Source organism: Amycolatopsis sp. NPDC024027 (genome assembly GCF_040638975.1).
Taxonomy (GTDB): Bacteria; Actinomycetota; Actinomycetes; order Mycobacteriales; family Pseudonocardiaceae; genus Amycolatopsis.
Genome location: NZ_JBEZYY010000010.1, coordinates 135,864 through 156,365 on the forward strand (window position 1 = coordinate 135,864; position 20,502 = coordinate 156,365).

21 protein-coding genes are annotated in these 20,502 nt (G+C 71.2%); 8 read left to right on the forward strand and 13 right to left on the reverse strand.

The window, feature by feature from the left end:
- Positions 1-314: 314 nt before the first annotated feature.
- The 3 genes from AB0F52_RS24840 (at position 315) to AB0F52_RS24850 (ending at position 3,322) form a co-directional block, all read left to right on the forward strand.
- Entirely contained in the window at positions 315-527 is a 213-nt protein-coding gene (locus AB0F52_RS24840) for a DUF397 domain-containing protein (RefSeq protein ID WP_360175446.1), read from the forward strand.
- Between the two features lie 255 nt (positions 528-782).
- On the forward strand, positions 783-1,604 hold the full coding sequence (locus tag AB0F52_RS24845) for a helix-turn-helix transcriptional regulator (RefSeq protein WP_360175449.1): 822 nt from the start codon (positions 783-785) through the stop codon (positions 1,602-1,604).
- A 488-nt stretch (positions 1,605-2,092) separates the two neighbouring features.
- Entirely contained in the window at positions 2,093-3,322 is a 1,230-nt protein-coding gene (locus tag AB0F52_RS24850) for a hypothetical protein (protein WP_360175452.1), read from the forward strand.
- A 93-nt stretch (positions 3,323-3,415) separates the two neighbouring features.
- Here the strand turns inward: AB0F52_RS24850 and AB0F52_RS24855 are convergent, their stop codons facing one another.
- Complete coding sequence (locus tag AB0F52_RS24855) at positions 3,416-5,587, reverse strand: tetratricopeptide repeat protein (protein ID WP_360175455.1); 2,172 nt, start codon at positions 5,585-5,587, stop codon at positions 3,416-3,418.
- Between the two features lie 362 nt (positions 5,588-5,949).
- Here AB0F52_RS24855 and AB0F52_RS24860 point away from each other — a divergent pair, with 362 nt between their 5' ends.
- Together AB0F52_RS24860 and AB0F52_RS24865 are read left to right on the forward strand one after the other, a co-directional pair.
- Positions 5,950-6,186: a hypothetical protein gene (locus AB0F52_RS24860; RefSeq protein WP_103338844.1), complete on the forward strand. Its 237-nt coding sequence runs from the start codon at positions 5,950-5,952 to the stop codon at positions 6,184-6,186.
- A 73-nt stretch (positions 6,187-6,259) separates the two neighbouring features.
- Positions 6,260-6,664, forward strand: a complete 405-nt coding sequence (locus AB0F52_RS24865) for an ATP-binding protein (RefSeq protein ID WP_360175460.1) — start codon at positions 6,260-6,262, stop codon at positions 6,662-6,664.
- 39 nt (positions 6,665-6,703) lie between these two features.
- Here AB0F52_RS24865 and AB0F52_RS24870 read toward each other — a convergent pair whose 3' ends face one another.
- The 6 genes from AB0F52_RS24870 to AB0F52_RS24895 all read right to left on the reverse strand — a co-directional run bounded on the left by AB0F52_RS24870 (position 6,704) and on the right by AB0F52_RS24895 (position 10,345).
- Entirely contained in the window at positions 6,704-7,249 is a 546-nt protein-coding gene (locus AB0F52_RS24870; protein WP_360175895.1) for a hypothetical protein, read from the reverse strand.
- A gap of 89 nt (positions 7,250-7,338) precedes the next feature.
- Positions 7,339-8,466 carry a hypothetical protein gene (locus AB0F52_RS24875; protein ID WP_360175463.1) on the reverse strand — a complete coding sequence of 376 codons (1,128 nt, stop codon included), beginning with the start codon at positions 8,464-8,466 and terminating at the stop codon, positions 7,339-7,341.
- Positions 8,463-8,798, reverse strand: a complete 336-nt coding sequence (locus tag AB0F52_RS24880) for a hypothetical protein (protein ID WP_360175466.1) — start codon at positions 8,796-8,798, stop codon at positions 8,463-8,465. Before AB0F52_RS24880 ends, AB0F52_RS24875 begins: the two co-directional genes overlap by 4 nt.
- A 9-nt stretch (positions 8,799-8,807) precedes the next feature.
- On the reverse strand, positions 8,808-9,305 hold the full coding sequence (locus tag AB0F52_RS24885) for a YbaB/EbfC family nucleoid-associated protein (protein ID WP_360175469.1): 498 nt from the start codon (positions 9,303-9,305) through the stop codon (positions 8,808-8,810).
- Positions 9,306-9,391: 86 nt separating this feature from the next.
- Entirely contained in the window at positions 9,392-9,694 is a 303-nt protein-coding gene (locus tag AB0F52_RS24890; protein WP_360175472.1) for a DUF1905 domain-containing protein, read from the reverse strand.
- A gap of 45 nt (positions 9,695-9,739) precedes the next feature.
- Positions 9,740-10,345: a hypothetical protein gene (locus AB0F52_RS24895; RefSeq protein WP_360175475.1), complete on the reverse strand. Its 606-nt coding sequence runs from the start codon at positions 10,343-10,345 to the stop codon at positions 9,740-9,742.
- 136 nt (positions 10,346-10,481) lie between these two features.
- On the opposite strand from AB0F52_RS24895, the gene AB0F52_RS24900 reads away from it, so the two are divergent.
- Positions 10,482-12,134: a glutamate--tRNA ligase family protein gene (locus AB0F52_RS24900; RefSeq protein ID WP_360175478.1), complete on the forward strand. Its 1,653-nt coding sequence runs from the start codon at positions 10,482-10,484 to the stop codon at positions 12,132-12,134.
- A gap of 24 nt (positions 12,135-12,158) precedes the next feature.
- Here AB0F52_RS24900 and AB0F52_RS24905 read toward each other — a convergent pair whose 3' ends face one another.
- The 5 genes from AB0F52_RS24905 to AB0F52_RS24925 all read right to left on the reverse strand — a co-directional run bounded on the left by AB0F52_RS24905 (position 12,159) and on the right by AB0F52_RS24925 (position 16,983).
- Positions 12,159-12,545, reverse strand: coding sequence for a hypothetical protein (locus AB0F52_RS24905; protein WP_360175481.1), 387 nt, complete (start codon positions 12,543-12,545; stop codon positions 12,159-12,161).
- A 49-nt stretch (positions 12,546-12,594) separates the two neighbouring features.
- Positions 12,595-14,454: a CheR family methyltransferase gene (locus AB0F52_RS24910; RefSeq protein WP_360175484.1), complete on the reverse strand. Its 1,860-nt coding sequence runs from the start codon at positions 14,452-14,454 to the stop codon at positions 12,595-12,597.
- An 11-nt stretch (positions 14,455-14,465) separates the two neighbouring features.
- Entirely contained in the window at positions 14,466-15,230 is a 765-nt protein-coding gene (locus AB0F52_RS24915) for an ATP-binding protein (protein WP_360175487.1), read from the reverse strand.
- Positions 15,227-16,243 carry a chemotaxis protein CheB gene (locus AB0F52_RS24920; protein ID WP_360175490.1) on the reverse strand — a complete coding sequence of 339 codons (1,017 nt, stop codon included), beginning with the start codon at positions 16,241-16,243 and terminating at the stop codon, positions 15,227-15,229. Before AB0F52_RS24920 ends, AB0F52_RS24915 begins: the two co-directional genes overlap by 4 nt.
- Before the next feature lie 104 nt (positions 16,244-16,347).
- On the reverse strand, positions 16,348-16,983 hold the full coding sequence (locus tag AB0F52_RS24925) for a chemotaxis protein CheB (RefSeq protein WP_360175493.1): 636 nt from the start codon (positions 16,981-16,983) through the stop codon (positions 16,348-16,350).
- A 115-nt stretch (positions 16,984-17,098) separates the two neighbouring features.
- Here AB0F52_RS24925 and AB0F52_RS24930 point away from each other — a divergent pair, with 115 nt between their 5' ends.
- On the forward strand, positions 17,099-17,491 hold the full coding sequence (locus AB0F52_RS24930; protein WP_360175496.1) for a hypothetical protein: 393 nt from the start codon (positions 17,099-17,101) through the stop codon (positions 17,489-17,491).
- A 43-nt stretch (positions 17,492-17,534) separates the two neighbouring features.
- On the opposite strand, the gene AB0F52_RS24935 is transcribed toward AB0F52_RS24930, so the two are convergent.
- Positions 17,535-17,939: a ChaB family protein gene (locus AB0F52_RS24935; protein ID WP_013225977.1), complete on the reverse strand. Its 405-nt coding sequence runs from the start codon at positions 17,937-17,939 to the stop codon at positions 17,535-17,537.
- Positions 17,940-18,372: 433 nt separating this feature from the next.
- Here AB0F52_RS24935 and AB0F52_RS24940 point away from each other — a divergent pair, with 433 nt between their 5' ends.
- The gene (locus tag AB0F52_RS24940; RefSeq protein WP_360175499.1) at positions 18,373-20,355 is read left to right on the forward strand and encodes an amino acid transporter; all 1,983 of its coding nucleotides are present in this window, start codon (positions 18,373-18,375) and stop codon (positions 20,353-20,355) included.
- Positions 20,356-20,502 lie beyond the last annotated feature (147 nt).

The following is a 20,502-nucleotide window of genomic DNA, read 5'->3' on the forward strand; positions in this document are numbered from 1 at the left end:
AATTCGTGGTCACCGCTCGCGCCGGCTTCGGATTCCCAAGTGCACCAAGCCATCCACTCGTGCTCCAGGCGACCTCGGGCGAACGTTCATCTGCACGGAATTGTGCATGTGCAGGCGATCGACGATGTCCGCGAAATGTCAGGTTTCTGACCCGGAATCGCTCCACAACAAACCGGTGGACCATGGGCTATCCTTCTCTCGGCGGTGTCGAACCGTCACGTTCCGCAGTTACGCTCCGAACACTTTCACGCGATACTCCGGCCCACCGCCGCCCGGCTGGCCGGTACGCGCCTTTCGAGAACCGGGGGACGCACGTGGCCGAGCAGGTCGGGCAGCCTTCAACCGAGACCGAAGCCCCCCTGTTGGCATGGGTGAAGAGTTCAGCCAGCAGCACCGGCGAGGGAAACAACTGCGTCGAGGTCGCCACCGCCCGCGGGCGAGTGCATCTCCGCGACTCGAAGTTCATCAGCCCCCAGCTGACCTTCAGCCGAGAGGCCTGGAAGGCGTTCCTGCGGGATCACTCCTAGACCACTCCGTTCCCACCCTGGTGGCCCCGGACGACCGGGTTCACCAGGGTTTTTTCCTGCCGGGGAGCGCGACGCCTCACACCTGCCTGCCACCCGGCAAATCTCCGCCTCGCTCTTGGCCCCGTGTCGGAGTGACGTAGCTCATACCGACTGCTATCGTTCTGCTATGTGGCACCTCGCCGCGTGGCATACCGAACCGACGGGAGTAGAACGATCATGACTAGGGCGCATTCGCCAGTGGCTAGCCAACGGCGAGTGCTGGCGGAGATAAGGGAGGCACGGGAGGCTCTGCAGCTGACCCAGCAGAACGTCGCGGACGCGCTGGACTGGTCGCTCTCGAAGCTCAACCGCATCGAGAGCGGGCAGGTGGGCTTGTCGATCACCGACCTGAAAGCCCTCCTGCTGCACTACGGCATCACCGACCGCGACCGCGTGGAGAAATACGTCCAGATGGCGAAGGACGGCCGGCAGCCGGCTTGGTGGGACGAGTACAAACGCACCAACAGCCCGGAGTTCGTGAAGTTCCTCGGCCTCGAAGCAGCCGCCGTGATCCTGCGTCAGTACCAGCTGCACCTGGTACCAGGGCTGCTCCAAGTCCCCGAGTACACCCGTTCCCTGGTGAAGGGGTCCAGCGATCCCTCGGTCGCGGAACGGAAGGTGAAGATGCGGACCCAGCGGCAAAAGCGGCTGGAAGATCCCGAACTCGAGCACTTCTTCATCCTCGACGAGTCGGTGCTGCACCGACGCATCACCGATGTCGACGGCTGGCGGATCCAGTTGCGCCATCTGCTGGAGGTCGCTCAGCGGCCCAACGTGTCCGTGCAGGTCCTGCCTTACCAGGCAGGCTGGGTCAGCGGCATGCAGAGCTCGTTCGAGCTCCTTCAGCTGTCCGAGCAGTCCAACGACCTGTTCCTCAACCTGGAACAGCCCAATGGAGACCAGTTCTTCGACGATGTCACCGGAGCCGTGAAGGCTGTCGAGTTCATCCAGATCTTCTACAAATTGGAGGACGCAGCGCTTTCTCCTGAAGAAACACCGGCGCTGATCGAACGGACGCTCGAAAGGCTGGACGACTGATGAACCAAGGATAAAAAAGCGGCCCCCGGCTGCCACCAGGGACCGCTTCCGCAAGGCAATAACCTCCGCTCCACGTGACACGAGCGCGGACTTACTGCCGAGGCGCCAGCATACGACTCCCCGACCGGGGGTTGGTGCCGCCGTCCGGTTGGAGACCCCGAATCATCTCTCCGGGAACATGAATTCACCTATATCGGGTGACTCAGAGCCACCCAGACCGGCAACGGGCCACAAATCCGCCGGCCGGTCTGTCAGTGCCTCTCCCCAGGACAGGGTTGTCCGCGACACCGCCGGCCCCAGCGCCGGCCTGCGCCCCGCGACCGCCCGACCCATGTCCGACGCATCGGCGATGCCGCCGATCCCGTTCCAGGAGGCACCGTGAAAGTCGCCGTCCCCGCCGACCGGAGACCGTTCCCCCGCCCGCTCCCGGCACTGGCCAGCCGGGCCGGGGCGCTGCGCTACGCCTCACGCCGGGAGGGGTGGCCGCGATGAACGACGATGAGGGAGTACTGGCACCGGAGCACTGGGCCACCCGGCTCGGCCTGCCCGTCCTCATCTTCGCCCCGCACGTGGTCGCGCTGCTCAGGCTCAACGACCTCGTCCCGCTCATCGATGCCGACCACCAGGTGATGCGTGTCTACGCCGTGCCGGAGAACGGCGAGGACCGGCCGGACGCCGCCGAACTCATCCGTGCCGACGGCGGGGTTCTGCTGACCATGCCGCAGGTGCGGCGGGTCACTCACGGGCTGGTGCTCGCCGGGAGCACTCGCGGTGTCGACGACGTGCTGGGGCCCGTGCTCCTCGTTCCGCACGGTGGCGGGCTCGGGCAGTACCGCCCCCACCGGACCGACAGCGACGGCGCGCTCGTCACCGGCCTCCACCCCGCGCAGCTGATGCGAGACGGCCGGGTCCGCCCCGACCGGATCGCGCTCACGCACGAACGGGAACGGGATCTCCTCGCCCGGTTCTGCCCGGAGGCCCTGCCGCACGCCTTCGTCGGCGGTGACATCGCCTTCGACCGGCTCGTCGCCACCGCGGAACACCGTGAGCAGCACCGGCGTGCCCTCGGCGTCACGGACGACCGGGAAGTCCTGCTGGTCACCTCCACCTGGTCACCCCGGTCGGGCTTCGGCCGCAATCCGGAGCTCTTCCGCGAGGTCGTCGAAGCGGCGCCGCGCGATCGGTTCCGGGTCGTGGCGTCCCTCCACCCGCAGATCTGGTCGCAGCACGGCGCCGGGCAGGTGCTCGGCTGGCTCTCCGACGCCATCGACGCGGGGCTCCGCGTGCTGAAGCCGCACACCGACTGGCGCGGTGCGGTCGCCGCCGCCGACTACGTGCTGGCCGACTACACCTCGGTCGGCACGTTCGCGGCCGGCCTCGGCACCCCCGTCCTGCGGCTTCCGCACGGCCTTCAGCCGCTGCTCGAAGGCAGCCCGGCCGCCGTCCTGGCCGAGCACACCCCGCGGTGGGACCCCACGCGGCCGCTGCTCCCCCAGCTCCGCGCCGCCGCCGACGCGCAAGGCCGGGGGCTCGGCGCCCGGATCGCCGGCTTGCTGACCTCGCGCCCCGGGGAAGCCGGGAAGATCCTCCGGAAGGAGATGTACGACCTGCTCGGGCTCCCCGAACCGGCGCGAGCGGTCCCGCTCTCCCCCGCGCCACTTCCGCGGCTCGTGCCCCGGCCGGTCGTTCCGCGGCCCCGAAGCCGGCCGGACGGGTGACCGTCACTCCGGCGCGGCGGGCAGCTTCGTCACCGCCGGGCGTGGACAGCGCCCGGGCCTGACGGATGTCCGTCTTCGCCGGCACCCGCGCCGTCATTCGCCGGCCGGCGGGGGTGGACTCTCGACCGGCGGCTCCGCGATCTCGGCGTCGTACCGCCGCAGCCGGGCGCGAACCCGCTCCACCTGCGGCCCGCCCACTTGCTCGTACAGCGCCAACGCCTCGGCGAGGTGACCGCGGGCCGCCCTCGGGTCGTCATCGCACTCCGCCACGTCGGCGAACCCGACCAGGACGTCCGCCTGGTAGAACGCCGAGCCCGCCTCCGCCAGCACCCGCCGCGCCCGCTCCAGGCGACGCTTCGCCGAGGCGACGTCGCCACCGCGGGCGTCCAAGCGGGCCAGCCCCACCAAGACCTTCGCCTCGTCCTTCTCGTCCCCCAAGTCGGCGAACATCCGGCGGGCGCGTCGGAGGTGTTCCGCCGCTTCGCCCGGGCGGTTCGCCTTCATCAGCACCTCGCCGATGCGGCGGTGCCGCTGGGCGACGCCGCGGTCGATGCCCAGCTCCCGTTCGATCTCCAGGCTGGCGGAATAGCACGAGACCGCCGCCGGAACGTCGCCGCGGCCCTGCGCCGCCGTGCCCAGCTGGTCGAGCGCCACCGATTCGTTGTGCCGGCTCCCCGCCGCGCGCGCCAGTTCCAGCGCGCGAGCGCATTCGCGTTCCGCGTCCTCGAACCGGCCCAGGTCCAGGTACGCGCGGCCGAGCTGGCAGCGCAGCCGCGACTCCGCGACCGCGTCCCGGCAGCGCTGCGCCGCCGCGATGCCGATCTCGTGCGACCGCAACCAGCGGGCGAAGTGCTTCCGGTGCAGGAACAGCTCCCACAGGGCCTCGCACAGCTGCCACGCCAGCCGGTCGTGCTGCCGTTCGCCGGCTGCCTCCAGCACCGCCAGCACGTTCGGCAGCTGTCCGTCGAGCCAGTCGAGCGCTTCCCGTCCCGAGCCGAACGCGGGCGGTGCGGTGCGGTACTGCTCGCACACCGGGCTGATCCGCCAGCGCAACGGGATGACGACCAGGTTCGCCCGCGTCATCTCGTGCAGGAACCAGGTCGCCACCCGGGGAACCACCTCGGACCGCCCGGCGTCGCGCTGGGCGCGGGCGTGCAGGCGGACCAGGTCGTGGAACCGGAAGCTGAGCTCGTCGACCTCTTCCAGGAGGCTCGCGTCCACCAGGAGCTGCAACCCGTCGGCCGCCGCCGGTTCGGTCAGGCCGGTCGCCGCCACCGCCGTGTCGACGCCGAAGGACGCACCCGGGAACTCGCTGAGCAGCCGGTACAGCGTCGCGGCCGTCGGCGGCAACGCCCGGTACGACCAGTCGAACATCGCCGCCACCGGGGCGTCCCCCTCCGCCGAAAGCCGGCTCAGCCGGGATCGTTCGTCGCCGAGTTCGGCCACCACCCGCGCGACCGGCCACCGCGGCCGGGACGCCAGCCGGGCCGACGCGACGCGCAGCGCGATCGGCAGGCGTCCGCAGAGCACCGCCAGCTCCGCGACCGCGGCCAGCTCACCGGCGACTCTCGACCGGCCCACGGCCCGCACCACCAGCTCGACGGCCTTCGGTTGCGAAAGGGGCGCCACGTCCAGGAACCGCGCGCCTTCGGCCACGAGCCCGTCCAGCCGCAGGCGGCTGGTCACGAGCACCAGGCAGCCGGCCGACGCGGGCACCAGCGGGCGGACCTGGGCCGCCGAAAACGCGTTGTCCAGCACGACCAGCAGCCGTCTGCCCGCTGTCCTGGTCCGGAACAGGGCCGCCTGCTCGGCCACGTCGGGCGGGACGCGCTCGGGCGCCACCCCCAGCGCGCGCAGGAACGCACCGAGCGCCTCCTCCGGGACGATCGCGGTCCCCGGCGAAAACCCCCGCAGGTCGGCGTAGAGCTGACCGTCGGGGAAGCTGCCTGCGTGCCGGGCGCCCCAGGTGACGGCGAGGGCGGTCTTGCCGACGCCACCCGGCCCGGTCAGCACGGCCAGCGCCGGGCGGCCACCGGTGTCTTCCCCGGCGACGTCGTCCAAGGCCGCGAGTTCGTCGGCCCGGCTCGTGAAGTGCGACGGCGCCGCCGGCAGCTGCCGGGGTACCGGGGACTCCTCCGGTCTGCGTGGGCCGGCGATCCACACGTCACCGGTGATCGTCCCGGCCTGCAGCACCGCCCCGGCCGCGTCGCCGCCGACGGAATTGTGGACTCCGGGTGGTGAAGTGGCCTCGTTCCGCAATGTCATCCGAGAACTCCCGCCAGATCCCGAACTTCCCTGTGTACCCGGCGTCCGCTCGCCGACGCACGGGTACGCGGCGGAATTACCTCGAACGTACGCCGCCCGGGCCACCACGCCGTCACCGCCGGCTGTTCCGGCGTACGAGTGGTTCGACCGCCGCCGGCCGGGCCACGGCGTACCGTTCGGAGCACGGGCACGGCGTGCTCTCCTCCCCCTCGGAGCATGCCGTGTCCGCCAGCGGAGATGTTGCTGCGCGGTGGTTTTTGAGCTGACGTGAACGAGAATCCGCTGTTCGACCGAAGGTGCTCGCCGCTTCGCGTGTCTATGCTGGACGGCGGCAACGCTTTCGGTTCGGGAAGACGCGCGACATGAACGACCAGCGGCAGGTGCTCGTCCGGGCGGAGTCCCGGCACGTCGTCGTCTCCGACGTCGACGGCGGTCGTGAAACGCTCACCTATCCGGGCGTCACCCTCACGCGCGTCATCGCCGGCATCCCGGACGAACGCGTCTGGCTGCCGATGGGCGAGCGTCCCACCGAAGTCGACGACGAAGCCCTCATCGAGGCTCTGCGCGCGGCGTTCCTCTGGCGGATCGGGCGCCCCTAGCACCTTTTCCGGCGGCCGGAGGAGTATCGGCCGGTTTCCCGGGTAGGCCCTCCGGACAAGGAGGAGTCACACGGTGCAAGTGAACTGGGGCGCGGCACACGAGCCGGGATGGCAGGTGCTGGACGTGGCCGGAGGAGACCCCTCGGGGCTGGCCGTCGCGCGCCGGTGGGCCCAGGCCAAGCTGGCTTCGCTCGCCGACGCCGACCGGGTCGATGCCGTGATCGTGGTCGGCGAACTGCTGGAGAACGCCTACGTCCACGCCACCGGCCCCCAGCAGCTGCGGCTGCACCTCGCGAACGACCCGTGCGAGGTGACCGTGGCCGTCGCCGACACCGGTACCGGCGAACCGCGGCTGCGGGTGCCGAGCCGCTCCGGTGGCCGGGGCCTGCTGCTCGTCGACGAACTCGCCCTCGACTGGGGTGTGAGCCACCACGACGACGGCAAGGTCGTCTGGGCCCGCCTCGCCTGCGCGGACTAGGACCGAGCCACCCGTTCCTCCCGGCGCCGCGGCCGGGCCCTAGCGGCCGTTCCAGTGGATGATGTCCGGGAACTCGAGGAACTTCCGCAGGTGCTGCTGCTCGGTGCGGCCCTGCACGGGCAGCCGGAAGATCGAGCCGTCCGGCCAGGTCAGCGTGCTCTTGCGGAAGCTGAGCTCCGGCGCCTGCGGCTTGCGTGCTTCCCAGACGATCCGCGGCGGCGGTGCGTCGGCCGGGTCGGTGGTGGTCGGCCCGGTGTCCACCACCGCGAGACACGACGGCGAGCACGCCAGCCACGCACCCTCCACGGACCGGAGCCGGTCGGCCAGGTCGAGCGCCATCGCGTTCTCCGGGCCCGTCACGCCGATCACCCGCTGGAACGGCAGTCCCGGCCGTTCGCCGTGGGCCAGGGCGAAGACGCCGAACACCGCGGCGCCGATCCCGCGCAGGATGTTCCAGAAGAACCGCCGGACGAGCCGCTTCCCCACGACGGTGCCGTCCCGGCGGCGGCCGGGGACGTCGTAGCCCACGTCGGTGTCGCCGAAGTGCAGCACGATGACCGGTTCGCGCCACCGGTCCCGCGTCAGCGCCTCGACCCGCTCCCGGAACCCGGGCCGGACCCGGGTCTCCTGCGACCAGCTTTCGACGCGGTCGTGGAATTCGGCCGCGCGGACGTCTAGATGTCGAGATCCTTGCGCGTCTCCTCGGGGCTCCGGTCCCCGCCGATCTCGCTCTTGTCGAACCACGGTTCGTCCCCCTCGGGTGTGACGGCTTCCTTGCCTTCGGCGAAAGCACCCTTGCCCGCTCCGATGCCGGCCTTCACGCCCGCGCCGGCGAGGAACGGCTTGACGCCGGCCGAAGTGCCGAACATCGTCGTGAGCGCCCGGTTGCTCGGCTGCCAGCCCTCGGCGACCGCGCCGAAGCCGAACTTCGTCTCGCCGGGCATCACGCCGATGCGCAGCTTGCGGGTGAACACCTCGAGCTTCCCGGAGTACTTGACCAGGAACTCCATGAACTTGTCGAGCAGCTTGCCGAACTTGCCGAGGTAGCGCGTCACCTTCTGCAGCACGCTGGCCGCCTTGGCGATGGACGCGGTCATCGCGGCCGCGACCGAGCCGCCGAAGCTGATCACCGACGCGGCCAGCGCGGGCAGCCACAGCGTGATCAGCCAGGACACCAGCTCGGTGATGATCCCCTTGATCACCTCTTCGATGACCACCATGACCATCGACCACATCTGCAGCACCTCGGCCACCGAACCGGCGGCCGAGCCGATGCCGCGGATGCCGGAGGAGAAGTCGCCGAGGGCTTCCTTCGCCGCGTTGCCCGCCTCGTCCACCCACTCCGCCAGCGCGGTGTCGCCGGTGCGCTCGAAGTCGTCGGCGAGCGCGACGAAGCCCTGGGCGATCGTGACGAAGTTTTCCGAGGCGTGGCCGATGGCCGGGCCGTCGCCGGTGACCTGGTGCAGCGCGTCCTGCAGCGGCTGGACCAGCTCGAGCAGCATGTTCAGGCCGTGGCTGACCAGCCAGCCGATCGGGTCCATGGCGAAGGTGACCATGTCGCCGGCGGCGGCGCCGACGAACGCCGCGCCGTCGCCGACCAGCGCGGCCCCCGCGGACGCCAGCTCGCCCGGGCCGTCGGCCTCCGCGGCCTGCCGGGCGTGCTCGCCGATCTTCTTGCCGGCCTTGTAGGCGGTGCCGGCCACCGGCACGTACCCGGCGGCGCGGTCGAGGTTGGCGCCCGTGCTCTCGTCGTAGGCTTCGACGTTCAGCGCGTCGGCGATGCTCTTCTTCGGCTCGGTCATTCGCCCTGCCCGATCGCGTCGATTTCCGCTTCGTACCGCCCGAAGGCGACCTTGCCGGCGTCTTCGGTGCCCTGGTACATCTCCGCGGCCTTGGTGAGCTTGGTGGTGAACCCGTCCACGCCGTCCTTGAGGTCGGTCAGCAGCGAGCGCAGCTCGGCGAGGCGGTCGGTGTAGCCCTGCTTGGCGAAGAGGCCGACGAGCCCCCACGCTTCGTTCGTGACGTCGGCGGCGTCGATCTTCGCGCCGAACTTGTCCGCCTCCTGCTCGTAGAACGGCAGCTGCTTGGCGTAGGCGGAGATCGCGCCGACGTTCGTCTGGATTCCTTCTGTCATCGCGGGTTCCTAGGATCGGCGGAGGATGGGGCCCTGGTCGAAGTCGTCGTCGTCCGGTCGCCGGCTTGCCCGGCGGACGGGCCGCGACGGCTGCCGCGGCTCCTGCTCCGACGCGGGCTCGGCCGCCGCGGTTCCGAACGCCGCCGCCTGGGCTTCGCGCACCTGCGCCGAGACGTCCACGCCGAACGCGTCGCCGAAGGTCTCGTCCACGATGCCGGCCTGCTGCTGCGCGGCCCCGGCCGCCGCCCGGCGGATGGTCTGCATGATCGTCGCGGTCAGCTGGCCGGCCTCGACCCGGGTGGCCCCGGCCGTGAGCCGCAGGTCGGTGATGGTGCCGCCGGCGCCCGCGGTGACGGTCACGGTCCCGTCGGGCGAGGTGACGGTGGTCTCCAGCCGGGCGATCCGCTCCTGCATGTCGCCGACGCCGGCGAAGCGGGCCTCGGCCTGCCGCACCTTGCTCTGGAAGTGCTGGAACTGGGCGATCAGCTCGTCCATCTGGGCGGACATCGTGTCTCCCTTGCGCGGTTCGGGGCCTGTGTCCGCATCATGACAGATCCGTTCCGCGGCCGATCACGTTTCGCCGGATCGCCCGCTCAGAAGTCGACGAGCTCCACGGTCACGGTGCCGGTGTCCCCCACGCCGAGGCCTTCGGCGTCCCGGACCGCCCGTTTGAGGGGCAGGACGTAGGCCTCGCGCGAACCGTCCGGGAAGATCGAGGTCTGCCAGCTCGTGGCGCCGATCGTCACCCGGACGCGCACCGAACCGAAGCCGCGCCGCGGCTCGGCGGAGAGCTCGCGGATGTCCTCCGACGCGTCGGCGGGCAGGCTGACGAAGACCCAGCTGTCGGCGCGCCGGGCATCCCATTCCCACAGCTCGGCTTCGAAGACGATGATCACGCCCGCAGTGTCACACAGGGCACCGACAGTTTCCGCCGGCTCCCGTCAGAGGCAGGGCGGCCGGTAGCCGTCGATGCGCAGGCCACGGAACTCCAGCTCGTTCGGCGTCTTCCCGACGAACACCAGCCCCCGCGCCTCCCGCAGCGCCGAAGCGAACGAGTACGAGGGCGTCCCCAGCTCCGGCAGGGACGTCCACCGGCGCGGCGAGAAGCTGAAGAACCTCGTCACCAGCCGGCCGCCGGTCGACGGGACCGGCGTGAGCCACTTGTCGCCGCCGCTCCAGTGGGACGCCGGGCGCAGCTGGACGTACAGGTCGTCGGTCGCGCGGTAGGTCAGCAGGAATCCCGCCGACCGGGACAGGTCGGCCTGCGCTTCGAACCGGTTGCCCAGCCACACCACGGCCACGTGCCATTCCGCGTTCAGGAACGTCACCTCGGCCGCGTACCCGCGCCCCGCGGGCACGAGCAGGCTCCCGGTGGCCGGGACCGTCGTCCCTTCGCCGCTGGCCAGCCACTGCTGCAGCCGGTCGATCGACGGTGTGGCGCACTCGCGGCCCGGCGACGCGGAGGCCGCGGCCGGAGCGATCAGCGGGAGCACCAGCAGGGCCGCCAAGGCCGAAAGCGTTCTGGCGAAAGGAAACCGACCGCGCATTCCCGGCAAGTTAGCACCGCGGCCCGCCGAGCACCACCTGCCCGGGCGGGCCGGCGGGCCGCACGGCTAGGCTCGTCGTCGGCGAAAACGACCATTTTCGCCGAAGCAAGCGCACCACGACGCGGGAGAACAACCCATGCTGGACCGAGCGGTCATCGACGCACTCTTCCCTGCCGACCTGCCCGAACCCGAGCACTGGGAGCAGCAGTACCCCGCCCGCGACCTCCCCGAGGGCGCGCTGGTCACGCGCCTGGGCCCGTCGCCGACCGGGTTCGTGCACATCGGCGGCATCTACGTCGGCACCATCGACCAGGACGTCGCCCGCCGCTCCGGCGGCCGCTACCTCGTCCGGATCGAGGACACCGACCAGTCCCGCGAGGTCGAAGGCGCCCTCGAGCAGTTCGAGCGCGGCTTCCGCTACTTCCGCCTCGCCGCCGACGAAGACATCGACCGCGGCGGGGACTACGGCCCCTACCGGCAGTCGGCCCGGGAGCGCATCTACCTCACCTACGTCCGTGACCTGCTCCGCCAGGACAAGGCGTACCTCGACTTCGCCACCAAGGAAGAACTGGCCGCCATCACCCAGCGGCAGCAGGCCACCAAGCTGCCGACCGGCTACTACGGCAGCTGGGCCATCTGGCGTGACGCCGACCCGGCCGACGTCCAGGCCAAGCTCGACGCCGGCGCCCCGTACGTCGTGCGGTTCCGCGCCCCGGACGACACGGGTGCCCGCGCCCGCTTCACCGACGCGATCCGCGGGCCGCTGGAAGCCGAGGCCAACCGCAACGACGTCGTCATCCTCAAGAGCTCCGACCAGAGCCCCCGGCTGCCGACCTACCACTTCGCGCACGCCGTCGACGACCACCTCATGCGGGTGAACCTGGTGATCCGCGGCGACGAGTGGATCTCGTCGGTGCCGGTGCACCAGCAGCTGTTCGACGCGCTCGGCTTCGAGCCGATCACCTACGCGCACATCGCGCCGCTGATGAAGCAGGAGGGCGGCAGCAAGCGCAAGCTGTCCAAGCGCAAGGACCCGGAAGCGTCCGTCGACTTCTTCATCGAGGCCGGCTACCCCGCCGAGGCCGTCCTGTACTACCTGCGCGGCCTCGCCAACGGCCGGCTCGCGGAGATGCCGCTCGCGCAGGCCCTCACCGAGCCGATCAACCTCGACGAGTGCGGGGTCGCCGGCCCGCTGGTGGACCTGGTCAAGCTCGACGACATCGCCGCGGATCACATCGCCACCCTCCCCGGCGCCGAGATCCTCGACGCCGTCCGCGCCTGGGCCGAGCGGTTCGACCCCGAGCTGCGCCGGGTCCTCGACGAAGAGGCCGACCTCGCCCTGCGCGCGCTGGCCGTGGAGCGCGATGGTGCCGAGAACCCGCGCAAGGACCTGAAGAAGTGGAGCGAGTTCCGCGCGGTCTACGGCTTCTTCTTCCCGCAGCTCCACGCGGCCGTCACCGGGCCCGACGACGAGCGCATCGCGGCACTGGGCGTCGATCGCGCGGTCGTGCAGGCCGTGGCCCGCGACTTCGCCGCCGACTACCGCCAGCTCGACGACGGCCAGGAGTGGTTCGACCAGATCCGCGCGGTCGCGGCCAAGCACGGCTTCGCCCGCAACGCCAAGGAGTTCAAGAAGAACCCCGAGGGCTTCCCCGGTTCCATCCGCGAGGCCTCGCAGATCATCCGCATCGCCCTCACCGGCTCGACGCGCAGCCCCGACCTGCACGCGATCACGCAGGCGCTGGGTCAGGACGAGGTCCTCGCCCGGATCGCCGCGCTCACCAAGTAGCGCCGCGGGGCTCCGGCGGCCGCGTCAGCCGCCGGAGCCCTCGTCACCGTCCTCGAAGGGGCGGAAGGCGAAGCGCACCGCGCTCGCCGGCCCGGCCTTGGCCCCGCTGGCGGGCACGGCGGCGATCAGCCCGGCCGCGTCCTCGCGGTCCAGCCGGGCCAGGAGGCGGGCCAGCGCTTCCGGCGCCCCGACCGGTTCCGCCGGCGTCTGGATCAGCGTGCGGTGGAGGATACCGACGTCCCAGCCGTCCGCGCGGCCGCTGCCCGCCGGCACCCGGAGGGTGGCGTCGAGCAGCCAGCGCGGTGGTTTGCCGGTCAGCGCCGGTGTCGCGTGCGCCGTCAGGCCGACGACCTGGTCGGCGCGGACGAGACCGTCGCTGAGCGTCGCGATCCACACGTTCGTCAACCCCATGGATCAACGGATAACAGCCGCGCGCCGATGCCGCAATCCCCCGGCGGGTTCACTCGGCTTGGCCGGCCTTCGTCTCTTCCATCATCAGCAGCGCGCCGTGGCTTTCGCCGTTCGAGCTGCGCAGGGCACCGCAGAGCAGCCGGACGACCGTGGTCCGGCCGCGCCGGTTGACCGCTTCGAACATCTGCTCGGCGTAGTACCCGGCATCGGCCAGGGCCTCGCGCACCACGGGACGCAGGTCCCCGACCGGCAGGCCGATGTCCAGGTTCAGCAGGTGGGTGCCTTCGGCCTCTTCCCGCCGCACCCCCCACAGGTCCTCGGCACCGCGGTTCCACGCCTTGATCCGCATCTCGGAGTCGATCACGACGATCCCGGCGTGGATCGAAGTGAGCACCGATTCGAGGAACTCGTTCACCTCGTCGAGATCGAGACTGCGCTCACGCAGCGCGTCGTTGATCGTCTGCAGCTCGTCGTTGGTGGACTGCAGCTCCTCGTTCATCGTCTCCAGTTCCTCGTTGGTGGACTGGAGCTCCTCGTTGGTCGTCTCCAGTTCCTCCACAGTGGACTGGAGTTCCTCGTTGGTGGTCTCGAGTTCCTCGTTGGTCGACTGGAGTTCCTCGTAGGCGGACTCCAGTTGCCGGTTCGTGTGCTCGAGCTCGGTGAGCAGCTGGCGCGCCCAGCTCACGTCGTGGAACACCACCGAGACGCCGAGCAGCGTCTTGTCCTTGTTCACCAGCGGGTTGACGTGCACCTCGTACCACACGGTCTCGCCGGCCCGGCGCCACTCGACGTCCTTGATCCGCAGCGACCGGCGTTCCAGGCGGGCCTGCTCGACGTACGCGCGCAGCGCCACCGGCCGGTAGGAGACGTCCAGGTCGCGCAGCGGCCGGCCGATGTCGCGTTCGGACAACCCGAACGCCACCTCCGCCGGGGAGTTGATCAGGGCCGTCGTCTCTGCTTCGGTGACCACGATCTGGGCGACCGGGCTCGCCGAAAACGCGTGCTCGCGCAGTTCTTCCAGCCCGGAGATGTCCGGCGTGCGCCGCTGCGGGAAGCCGTGGGAAACCAAGTGGGCGAAACTTACGGGCCCGTTGACCGCCTTGTGGAAGACCCGGCGCTTGAGGTCCAGCGGCTCGAAGATCCGGGCGTGCGACAGCAGCATCTCGGCCTTGCCGAGGAACAGCACCCCGCGGGGCGCGAGGGCGAAGTGGAACCGCTCGAGGATCTTGGTCTGCGTCTCGGCGTTGAAGTACATCAACGTGTTGCGGCAGACGAGCAGGTCGATCCGGGAGATCGGCGCGTCCTGCACCAGGTCGTTGCGCCCGAAGATGATCGACCGGCGCAGGTCCTTGCGGAAGCAGTAGCGGCTGCCCGCCAGCTCGAAGTACTGCTCCAGCTGCGCCTCGGTGAGTCCTTCGACCTCCGCCGGGCTGTAGGCCGCGTGGCGGGCCTGCGCCAGTGCCTCGTCGTCGACGTCGGTGGCGTAGATCTTCACCCGCTGCCGGAACGCCTCGACGCCGAGCGCCTCGGCGAGCAGCATCGCCAGGCTGTAGGCCTCCTGGCCGGCCGCGCAGCCGGCGCTCCACACCCGGATCGGCTCTTCCGGCGTACGCTCGGCGAGCAGCGCGGGGAGTACCTCGTCCCGGAGGTAGTCCCACGCGTCCGGATCGCGGAAGAACCCCGTCACGTTGATCAGGATGGTGTTGAACAGCGCCACGAACTCGTCGGCGTTGACCTGCAGCTGGTCGATGTAGTCCGCGTAGCTGTCGATCTCCACCTGGCTCATCCGGCGGCGGACCCGCCGCATCAGGCTGCTCCGCTTGTACCCGGTGAAGTCGAAACCCCGCGACTCCTTCAAGTAGGCCAGCACCGACTCGAACTCGCCGTTGGGTTCCTTGGGCTGGGTCACGGTCCGACACGCTACTCGGCGGAACGGTGACCGACCGTGCGGGGACGGTGGACGAGAACGGCCCAGACGACCTTCCCGCCCGCCCACGACCGGCTGCAGCCCCACACCCGGGCGATCTGCGCGACCAGCTTCAGCCCCAGGCCGGGCTCGAACGGGGTCAGCCGTTCGAGCAGCATGGCCGGGCGCGTGTCCTGGTCGGCCACGGCCACCGTGCACACGCCACGGCGCAGGTCGAGCCGCAGCCGTGGCTCCGAAGTGGTGTGCTTCAGCACGTTCTCGACCAGTTCGGTGGCGATGTAGCGGGCGTCTTCGGCGAGGTCGGGCACCTCCCACTCGGCCAGCTTGCCGGTGACGAAGTGCCGGGCGCGGGCCGAAGCTCCGTCGAAGCGCGCGAAGGTGCGTTCGGCCCGCCGGCGCACCGGCTGGTCCAGTGCCGCGGTCGCCGCCGCCAGGTCGGCGCGGATCGGGACGTAGCGGTCGACGACGTGGCGGCCCAGCAGCAGCTGGTGCACGGGCGCGGCGGTCACGATCGTGAACGGGATCCCCGGCCAGTCGCCGATCCGCATGGCGACCAGGGGGAAGACGCTCACCAGCGACGAGTCGTCGATCACCAGCCCGCTGATGTCGGCCACCAGGCCGTCCGGGGCATCCGTCGCGATCTTGAGCAAGCCGTCGCGCAGGGAGGGGTACGAAACGAGGTTCAGGTCGCCGGTGACCGTGACGACGGTCGCCTTCTCGAGGCGGGCGATGGCGAGGTGGACCGGGTCGGTGTTCACCCCGACGCCGGCTCGGACGCGGCCTCGCGGTTCGCGTCGAGCAGGAATCGCCGCAGGGTCTCGGCGGCGTCGGCGGCTTCCCGGGCCGAGGCGGCGTAACGCTCCGCCAGCCCGCGCGGCTTCGTGGTGCCGGTCTGCGCGGCCAGTTTCCGGACGAGCGCCGCCTTTTCGTCCAGCGCGCGCAGCGCCTTCATCAGCGCGAGCTGGAACTCTCCGCTGTGGGCTTCGAGCAGGGCCGGAGCCGACCAGGCGTGCCCGATCCGGCACCGGTAGCGGCCCGGGTCGACTTCGGTGAGCGAACCCTGGCAGTCCGGGCAGGTGTAGCCCGACCCCGGGCTTCGTTCGGCGGGCGTGAGCGCGCCGAACCGCACCGGCTCACGGGCGATGCGGTCCTCCAGCAGCAGGGCGTCCGAAGGCGGCGGTACTTCGAAGGGCTCCACCGGCATCCGGACCAGCTTGTCGAGCACGGCGCCGATCTCGACGGCCCGCGCCACGTACTCGGTGTCCACGACGGACAGCGCGCTTTCCGGCATGCCGCTGTACAGCGCGTCGGCCGGGTCCTGGACCACGGCCAATCCGCCCCGGTCCACGATCGCCCGCAGCCCGGCGGCCCCGTCGTCCAGCGCGCCCGAAAGGACGACGCCGATGACGCGCGGCCCGCCGGTCAGCGCGGCCGACCGGAAGGTCGCGTTGACCGCCGGCCGATGCCCGTTCTCCGTCGGTCCCTGCGTCAGGACCAGCGTTCCGTCTTCGGTCAGCAGGTGGCGGTCGGGGGGCGCGACCTGCACCGTCCCCGGTTCGATGGCCGCTCCGTGGCGAGCGGTCGTGACCGGCAGCGGGCCCACGCGGTCGAGGATCCGGGCCAGCGCGCTGCGCGTCCCGGCGCCCAGGTGCATGGTGACCACGACGGTGGCCGGGAAGTCGGCGGGCAGCCCGGAGACCAGGGCCCGCAGGGCCTCGACCCCGCCGGCCGAGGCACCGACGACCACGAGGTCACGCCGGAAAGGCGGCACGGCGTCCACCTCCTCACCTTCGGCTCAACGGTAGCCGAGGCCGTCTGTCACGACGAGTAGCCCCCTTCGCGCGGGGTTAAACTCCGCCCGGCCGCCGGAGGGCCTCAGGCGTACCGGGCGACGTGGTCCAGGATGGCCGCGCCGATCCCGGACAGCGGGAGCACGGCGTGGACGAGCCCGGTGCCGATCGCGGCGCCCGGCATGCCGAAGTGCGCGGACGTCCCCTCGTCCTGGGCGAACACCGTGCCTCCGCAGTGCGCGATCGCCCGGATCCCGGCCTGGGCGTCGGTGCCCTTGCCGGTCAGGACGACCGCGAGCGCCCGGGGACCGCAGGTGACGGCGAGCGTGGCCAGCAGCAGGTCCGCCGACGGTCTCGCCGGCGGCAGATCACCGGTGTCCAGCAGCCCGATCCGCGCCGCCGAGGTGACCAGCAGATGCCGCCCGGCGGGGACGACCAGCGCCGCACCGGCCACGAGCACGTCTCCGTCCGCGGCCTCGCCGACCCGCAGCGCGGTGCGGGCGGCGAGGATTTCGGTGAGGTGGCTCGTCCGGGCCGGGTCAAGGTGCTGCGCGACGAGCACCGCCGCGGGGAAGTCCGCGGGCAACGGGGCGAGCACCCGGGTGAGCGCCTCGATGCCACCGGCCGACGTGACCAGGGCGACGACCGGGAACCGCAGCGGGAAATCCGGCGTCACCGGCTCCCCTCGCCGCCGGTCGCGGACTTCTCGGCGGCCGCGCATGAACGGCATCCTGTCACCGATCCGGCCGGGTCACCAGCCGGTCCTCGGTGCCGGCGCCGGGGCGGACGTGAGATGCTCGTCCGCGCAGGCAGGCCGAATGCGGGAGGCGTAGCGGGTGACCACCTGGATCGACGTGATCAACTTTGTCCGGACGCGGTACGAGGTCCTCGAGGAGTCGGAGGGCTGGCTGCGGTTCCGGCTGGAGGGCCCGCGGGACCGGTCCCAGCAGGTGACGGTGCACCACCTCGCCGAGCTCGACGGCGGCTCGTGGATCGAGATCTCCTCGCCGGTGGGCTGGGCCGACAAGGTCGACCTCCGGCGGCTGCTCGAGCTGGCCGGCGGCTCGGCCGTCGGCGGCGCGGCGGTGGTGGACGGCGTCGCGCTGCTCAAGCACACGGTGCCCTTGGAGGACCTCAGCATCCAGGAGGAGTTCGAGCGCCCGCTCAAGGCGGTCGTCGCCCGCGCGGACGCCTTCGAGCACGAACTCACCGACGCCGACGAGTTCTGACCGGCCAGACCGGCGGAACCGCCGACAGTCCACACCGGACGGTTCAACCGGACCGCCGGGCCCGGTCGGTCCGGCGCCGGTTCTCCTTCTCCAGCGCGGTGACGAGCTCCTCTTTGGACATTCGCGACCGCCCGGGGATGCCGAGCTGCTTGGCGCGCTCGTAGAGGTGCTGCCGGCTCGCGGTGGCGTTGACGCCGCCGCGGGTCGGCTTTTCGGGCTGCCCGGCTCCCCCGGCGGCCTGCTCGTCCGACGGGCCCGGTTCGGGCTTGGGTTCCCAGTGGTCGCCGACCTTCTCGAAGGTGTGCTTCAGGGCCGAGTAGGCGGTCTGCTGCGCCCGCCGGCCGGGGCCATAGGTGTTCAGCGCGGAGTCGTGCGCGGCGACCCACGTGTCCTGGGCTTTGCGCGGCGACCGCAGCAGGGTGCTGGGCAAGTCTTCGCGTCCGGGCATGTCGCCCCGGTTACCCGGGGCCGCGGGTGGTGAAACGGGCGGCGTGGAGCCGGCCCGGTCGGCTCGGTTGGTTCGGCGCCCCGCGCATGGCACGGCGGTACCGCAGGCCTGGAGGGACGACACGCGTACCTGGACGGACGACTCGCGTGCCCAGACGGACGACTTGCGCACCTAGAAGGTCGGCTGGCGTACCTCGACGGTCGACTCGCGTGACTGGAGGGTCGACTCGCGTGCTTGGAGGGACGACACGCGTACCTGGACGGACGACTCGCGTATCCGGAGAGTCGGCCGGAGGGGTGGGGCGCGGCAGCGGGCGGCCGGCGGCGTCCGAAGAGGACCGGAGCGGGCGGGTGGAACCTCCTGTGCGGCCGCACTCCCGGATCGGGCATGCTGATGACCGGTGTTGTCCGGGGCAGAGGGGACGAGAGGCAATATGGGTGCTTCACCCGATTTGACCATTCCGGCGAGCGTCGACAGCCCGGCGCCGCCGCAGGCGCCCGCCTCGCCCGTGGCGCGGTGGCTGCTGGAGCACCGGGTCGCGCCCGTCGGACGCGCCGGCGGCGAGGACCACGGCACGCCGCAGGCCTGGTGGAAGGTCATGTGCCTGACCGGCGTCGACTACTTCTCCACCCTCTCCTACCTGCCCGGCATCGCCGCGCTCGCCGCCGGGGCGCTCTCGCCGCTGGCGACCCTGCTGATCGTCGCGCTGACGCTGCTCGGGATGCTGCCCATGTACCGCCGGGTGGCCCGGGAAAGCCCGCACGGCCAGGGCTCGGTCGCGATGCTGGAGAACCTGCTGCCGTTCTGGCGCGGCAAGCTGTTCGTCCTCACCCTGCTCGGGTTCGTCGCCACGTCGTGGATCATCACGATCACGCTGTCCTCGGCGGACGCCACCGTGCACATGCTGGAGAACCCGTACCTGCCGGGCTTCCTGCACGGCCACGCGGTGCTGATCACCGTCGTGCTGCTGCTGATCCTCGGCGGGGTCTTCCTGCTCGGCTTCAGCGAGGCCGTCGGGGTCGCCATCCCGCTCGTCGCCGTCTTCCTCGTGCTCAACGCCGTGGTGACGGTCGCCGGGGTGATCGACCTGCTCGGCGATTCCGCCGCCCTCTCCCGCTGGACCGACGCGCTGACCGCGGGCGGTGGCGGGTTCACCGGCGTGATCGGCCCGGCCGTCCTCGCGTTCCCGCTGCTGGTACTGGGCCTTTCCGGGTTCGAGACGGGCGTCAGCATGATGCCGCTGGTCGCCGCCGAGGGGAAGACCGCCGAGGAGAAGCTGGAGTCCCGGATCCGCAACACGCGGAAGCTGCTCACCGCCGCCGCGCTCATCATGTCGGTGTTCCTGATCGCGACCAGCTTCGTCACCACGGTGCTGATCCCCGCCGACGCGTTCAAGGACGGCGGCGAGGCCAACGGCCGCGCCATGGCCTACCTCGCCCACCGCGAACTCGGGGAGATCTTCGGGACCGCCTACGACATCAGCAGCGTGCTGATCCTGTGGTTCGCCGGTGCCTCGGCGATGGCCGGGCTGATCAACATCGTCCCGCGGTACCTGCCGTCCTACGGCATGGCGCCGGAGTGGGGCCGCGCCGTCCGGCCGGTCGTCATCGTCTACACGGTGATCAGCATCCTCATCACGATCGCGTTCGGCGCCGACGTCAACGCCCAGGCCGGCGCCTACGCGACCGGCATCCTGGCGATGATGGTGTCCGGCGCGGTCGCGGTCAGCATCTCGGCGATCCGGCGGCGTCAGCGCGGCGCGGCCGCGGGCTTCGTCGTCCTCACGCTCGTCCTGTTGTACGCGCTCGTCGAGAACGTCATCGAAAAGCCCGACGGGATCGCCATTTCGGCCCTGTTCATCCTCGGGATCATCGTCGTCTCGCTGGTGTCCCGGGTTTCGCGGACGACGGAGCTGCGCGCCGACCGCATCGAGTTCGACGACGAGGCCCGCCGGTTCATCGCCGATTCGCTGACCCACGACGGCGCCCTGAACATCGTCGCCAACAAGCGGCAGGGCGGCGACGAGGCCGAGTACTCCGCGAAGGAAGCCGAACAGCGCGGGATGAACCCGGTGCCCGGCGCCGCCGACATCCTGTTCCTCGAGATCGACGTCGTGGACCCGTCGGAGTTCAGCAACGTGCTCCAGGTGCGCGGCGTGGAGATCGCCGGCTACCGGATCCTCCGCGCGAACAGCCCCGCGGCGCCCAACGCGATCGCCACGATCCTGCTCACCCTGCGCGATGTGACGGGTGTCCGGCCCCGCTGCTACTTCGAGTGGTCCGAAGGCAACCCGCTCGGGCACCTGTTCCGCTACCTGCTCCTCGGCCGCGGCGACACGGCACCGGTCGTCCGGGAGATCATCCGCAGCAGCGAGAAGGACCCGGCCCGCCGCCCGGGCATCCACGTCGGCGGCTGAGGGACCGGCCGGACTCCGCGCCGGCGGGTGTCCTCGAAGGACGACTGCCTCGGCGCGGAGCGGCCGGCGAACTCCGGGAAGGCCACGAGGCAGGCGGCGGTGCACCTGCCCGCGGCCCACCTGGTTCGGCCCGCCGGAGCACGGATT

What these genes read in the sequence shown, in the direction of transcription:
- AB0F52_RS24850 (WP_360175452.1), top strand. Translation starts at nt 2,093, where the DNA reads ATGAACGACGATGAGGGAGTACTGGCACCGGAGCACTGGGCCACCCGG.
- AB0F52_RS24855 (WP_360175455.1), bottom strand. Translation starts at nt 5,587, where the DNA reads ATGACATTGCGGAACGAGGCCACTTCACCACCCGGAGTCCACAATTCC.
- AB0F52_RS24860 (WP_103338844.1), top strand. Translation starts at nt 5,950, where the DNA reads ATGAACGACCAGCGGCAGGTGCTCGTCCGGGCGGAGTCCCGGCACGTC.
- AB0F52_RS24875 (WP_360175463.1), bottom strand. Translation starts at nt 8,466, where the DNA reads ATGACCGAGCCGAAGAAGAGCATCGCCGACGCGCTGAACGTCGAAGCC.
- AB0F52_RS24880 (WP_360175466.1), bottom strand. Translation starts at nt 8,798, where the DNA reads ATGACAGAAGGAATCCAGACGAACGTCGGCGCGATCTCCGCCTACGCC.
- AB0F52_RS24885 (WP_360175469.1), bottom strand. Translation starts at nt 9,305, where the DNA reads ATGTCCGCCCAGATGGACGAGCTGATCGCCCAGTTCCAGCACTTCCAG.
- AB0F52_RS24895 (WP_360175475.1), bottom strand. Translation starts at nt 10,345, where the DNA reads ATGCGCGGTCGGTTTCCTTTCGCCAGAACGCTTTCGGCCTTGGCGGCC.
- AB0F52_RS24900 (WP_360175478.1), top strand. Translation starts at nt 10,482, where the DNA reads ATGCTGGACCGAGCGGTCATCGACGCACTCTTCCCTGCCGACCTGCCC.
- AB0F52_RS24905 (WP_360175481.1), bottom strand. Translation starts at nt 12,545, where the DNA reads ATGGGGTTGACGAACGTGTGGATCGCGACGCTCAGCGACGGTCTCGTC.
- AB0F52_RS24925 (WP_360175493.1), bottom strand. Translation starts at nt 16,983, where the DNA reads ATGCGCGGCCGCCGAGAAGTCCGCGACCGGCGGCGAGGGGAGCCGGTG.
- AB0F52_RS24935 (WP_013225977.1), bottom strand. Translation starts at nt 17,939, where the DNA reads ATGCCCGGACGCGAAGACTTGCCCAGCACCCTGCTGCGGTCGCCGCGC.
- AB0F52_RS24940 (WP_360175499.1), top strand. Translation starts at nt 18,373, where the DNA reads ATGGGTGCTTCACCCGATTTGACCATTCCGGCGAGCGTCGACAGCCCG.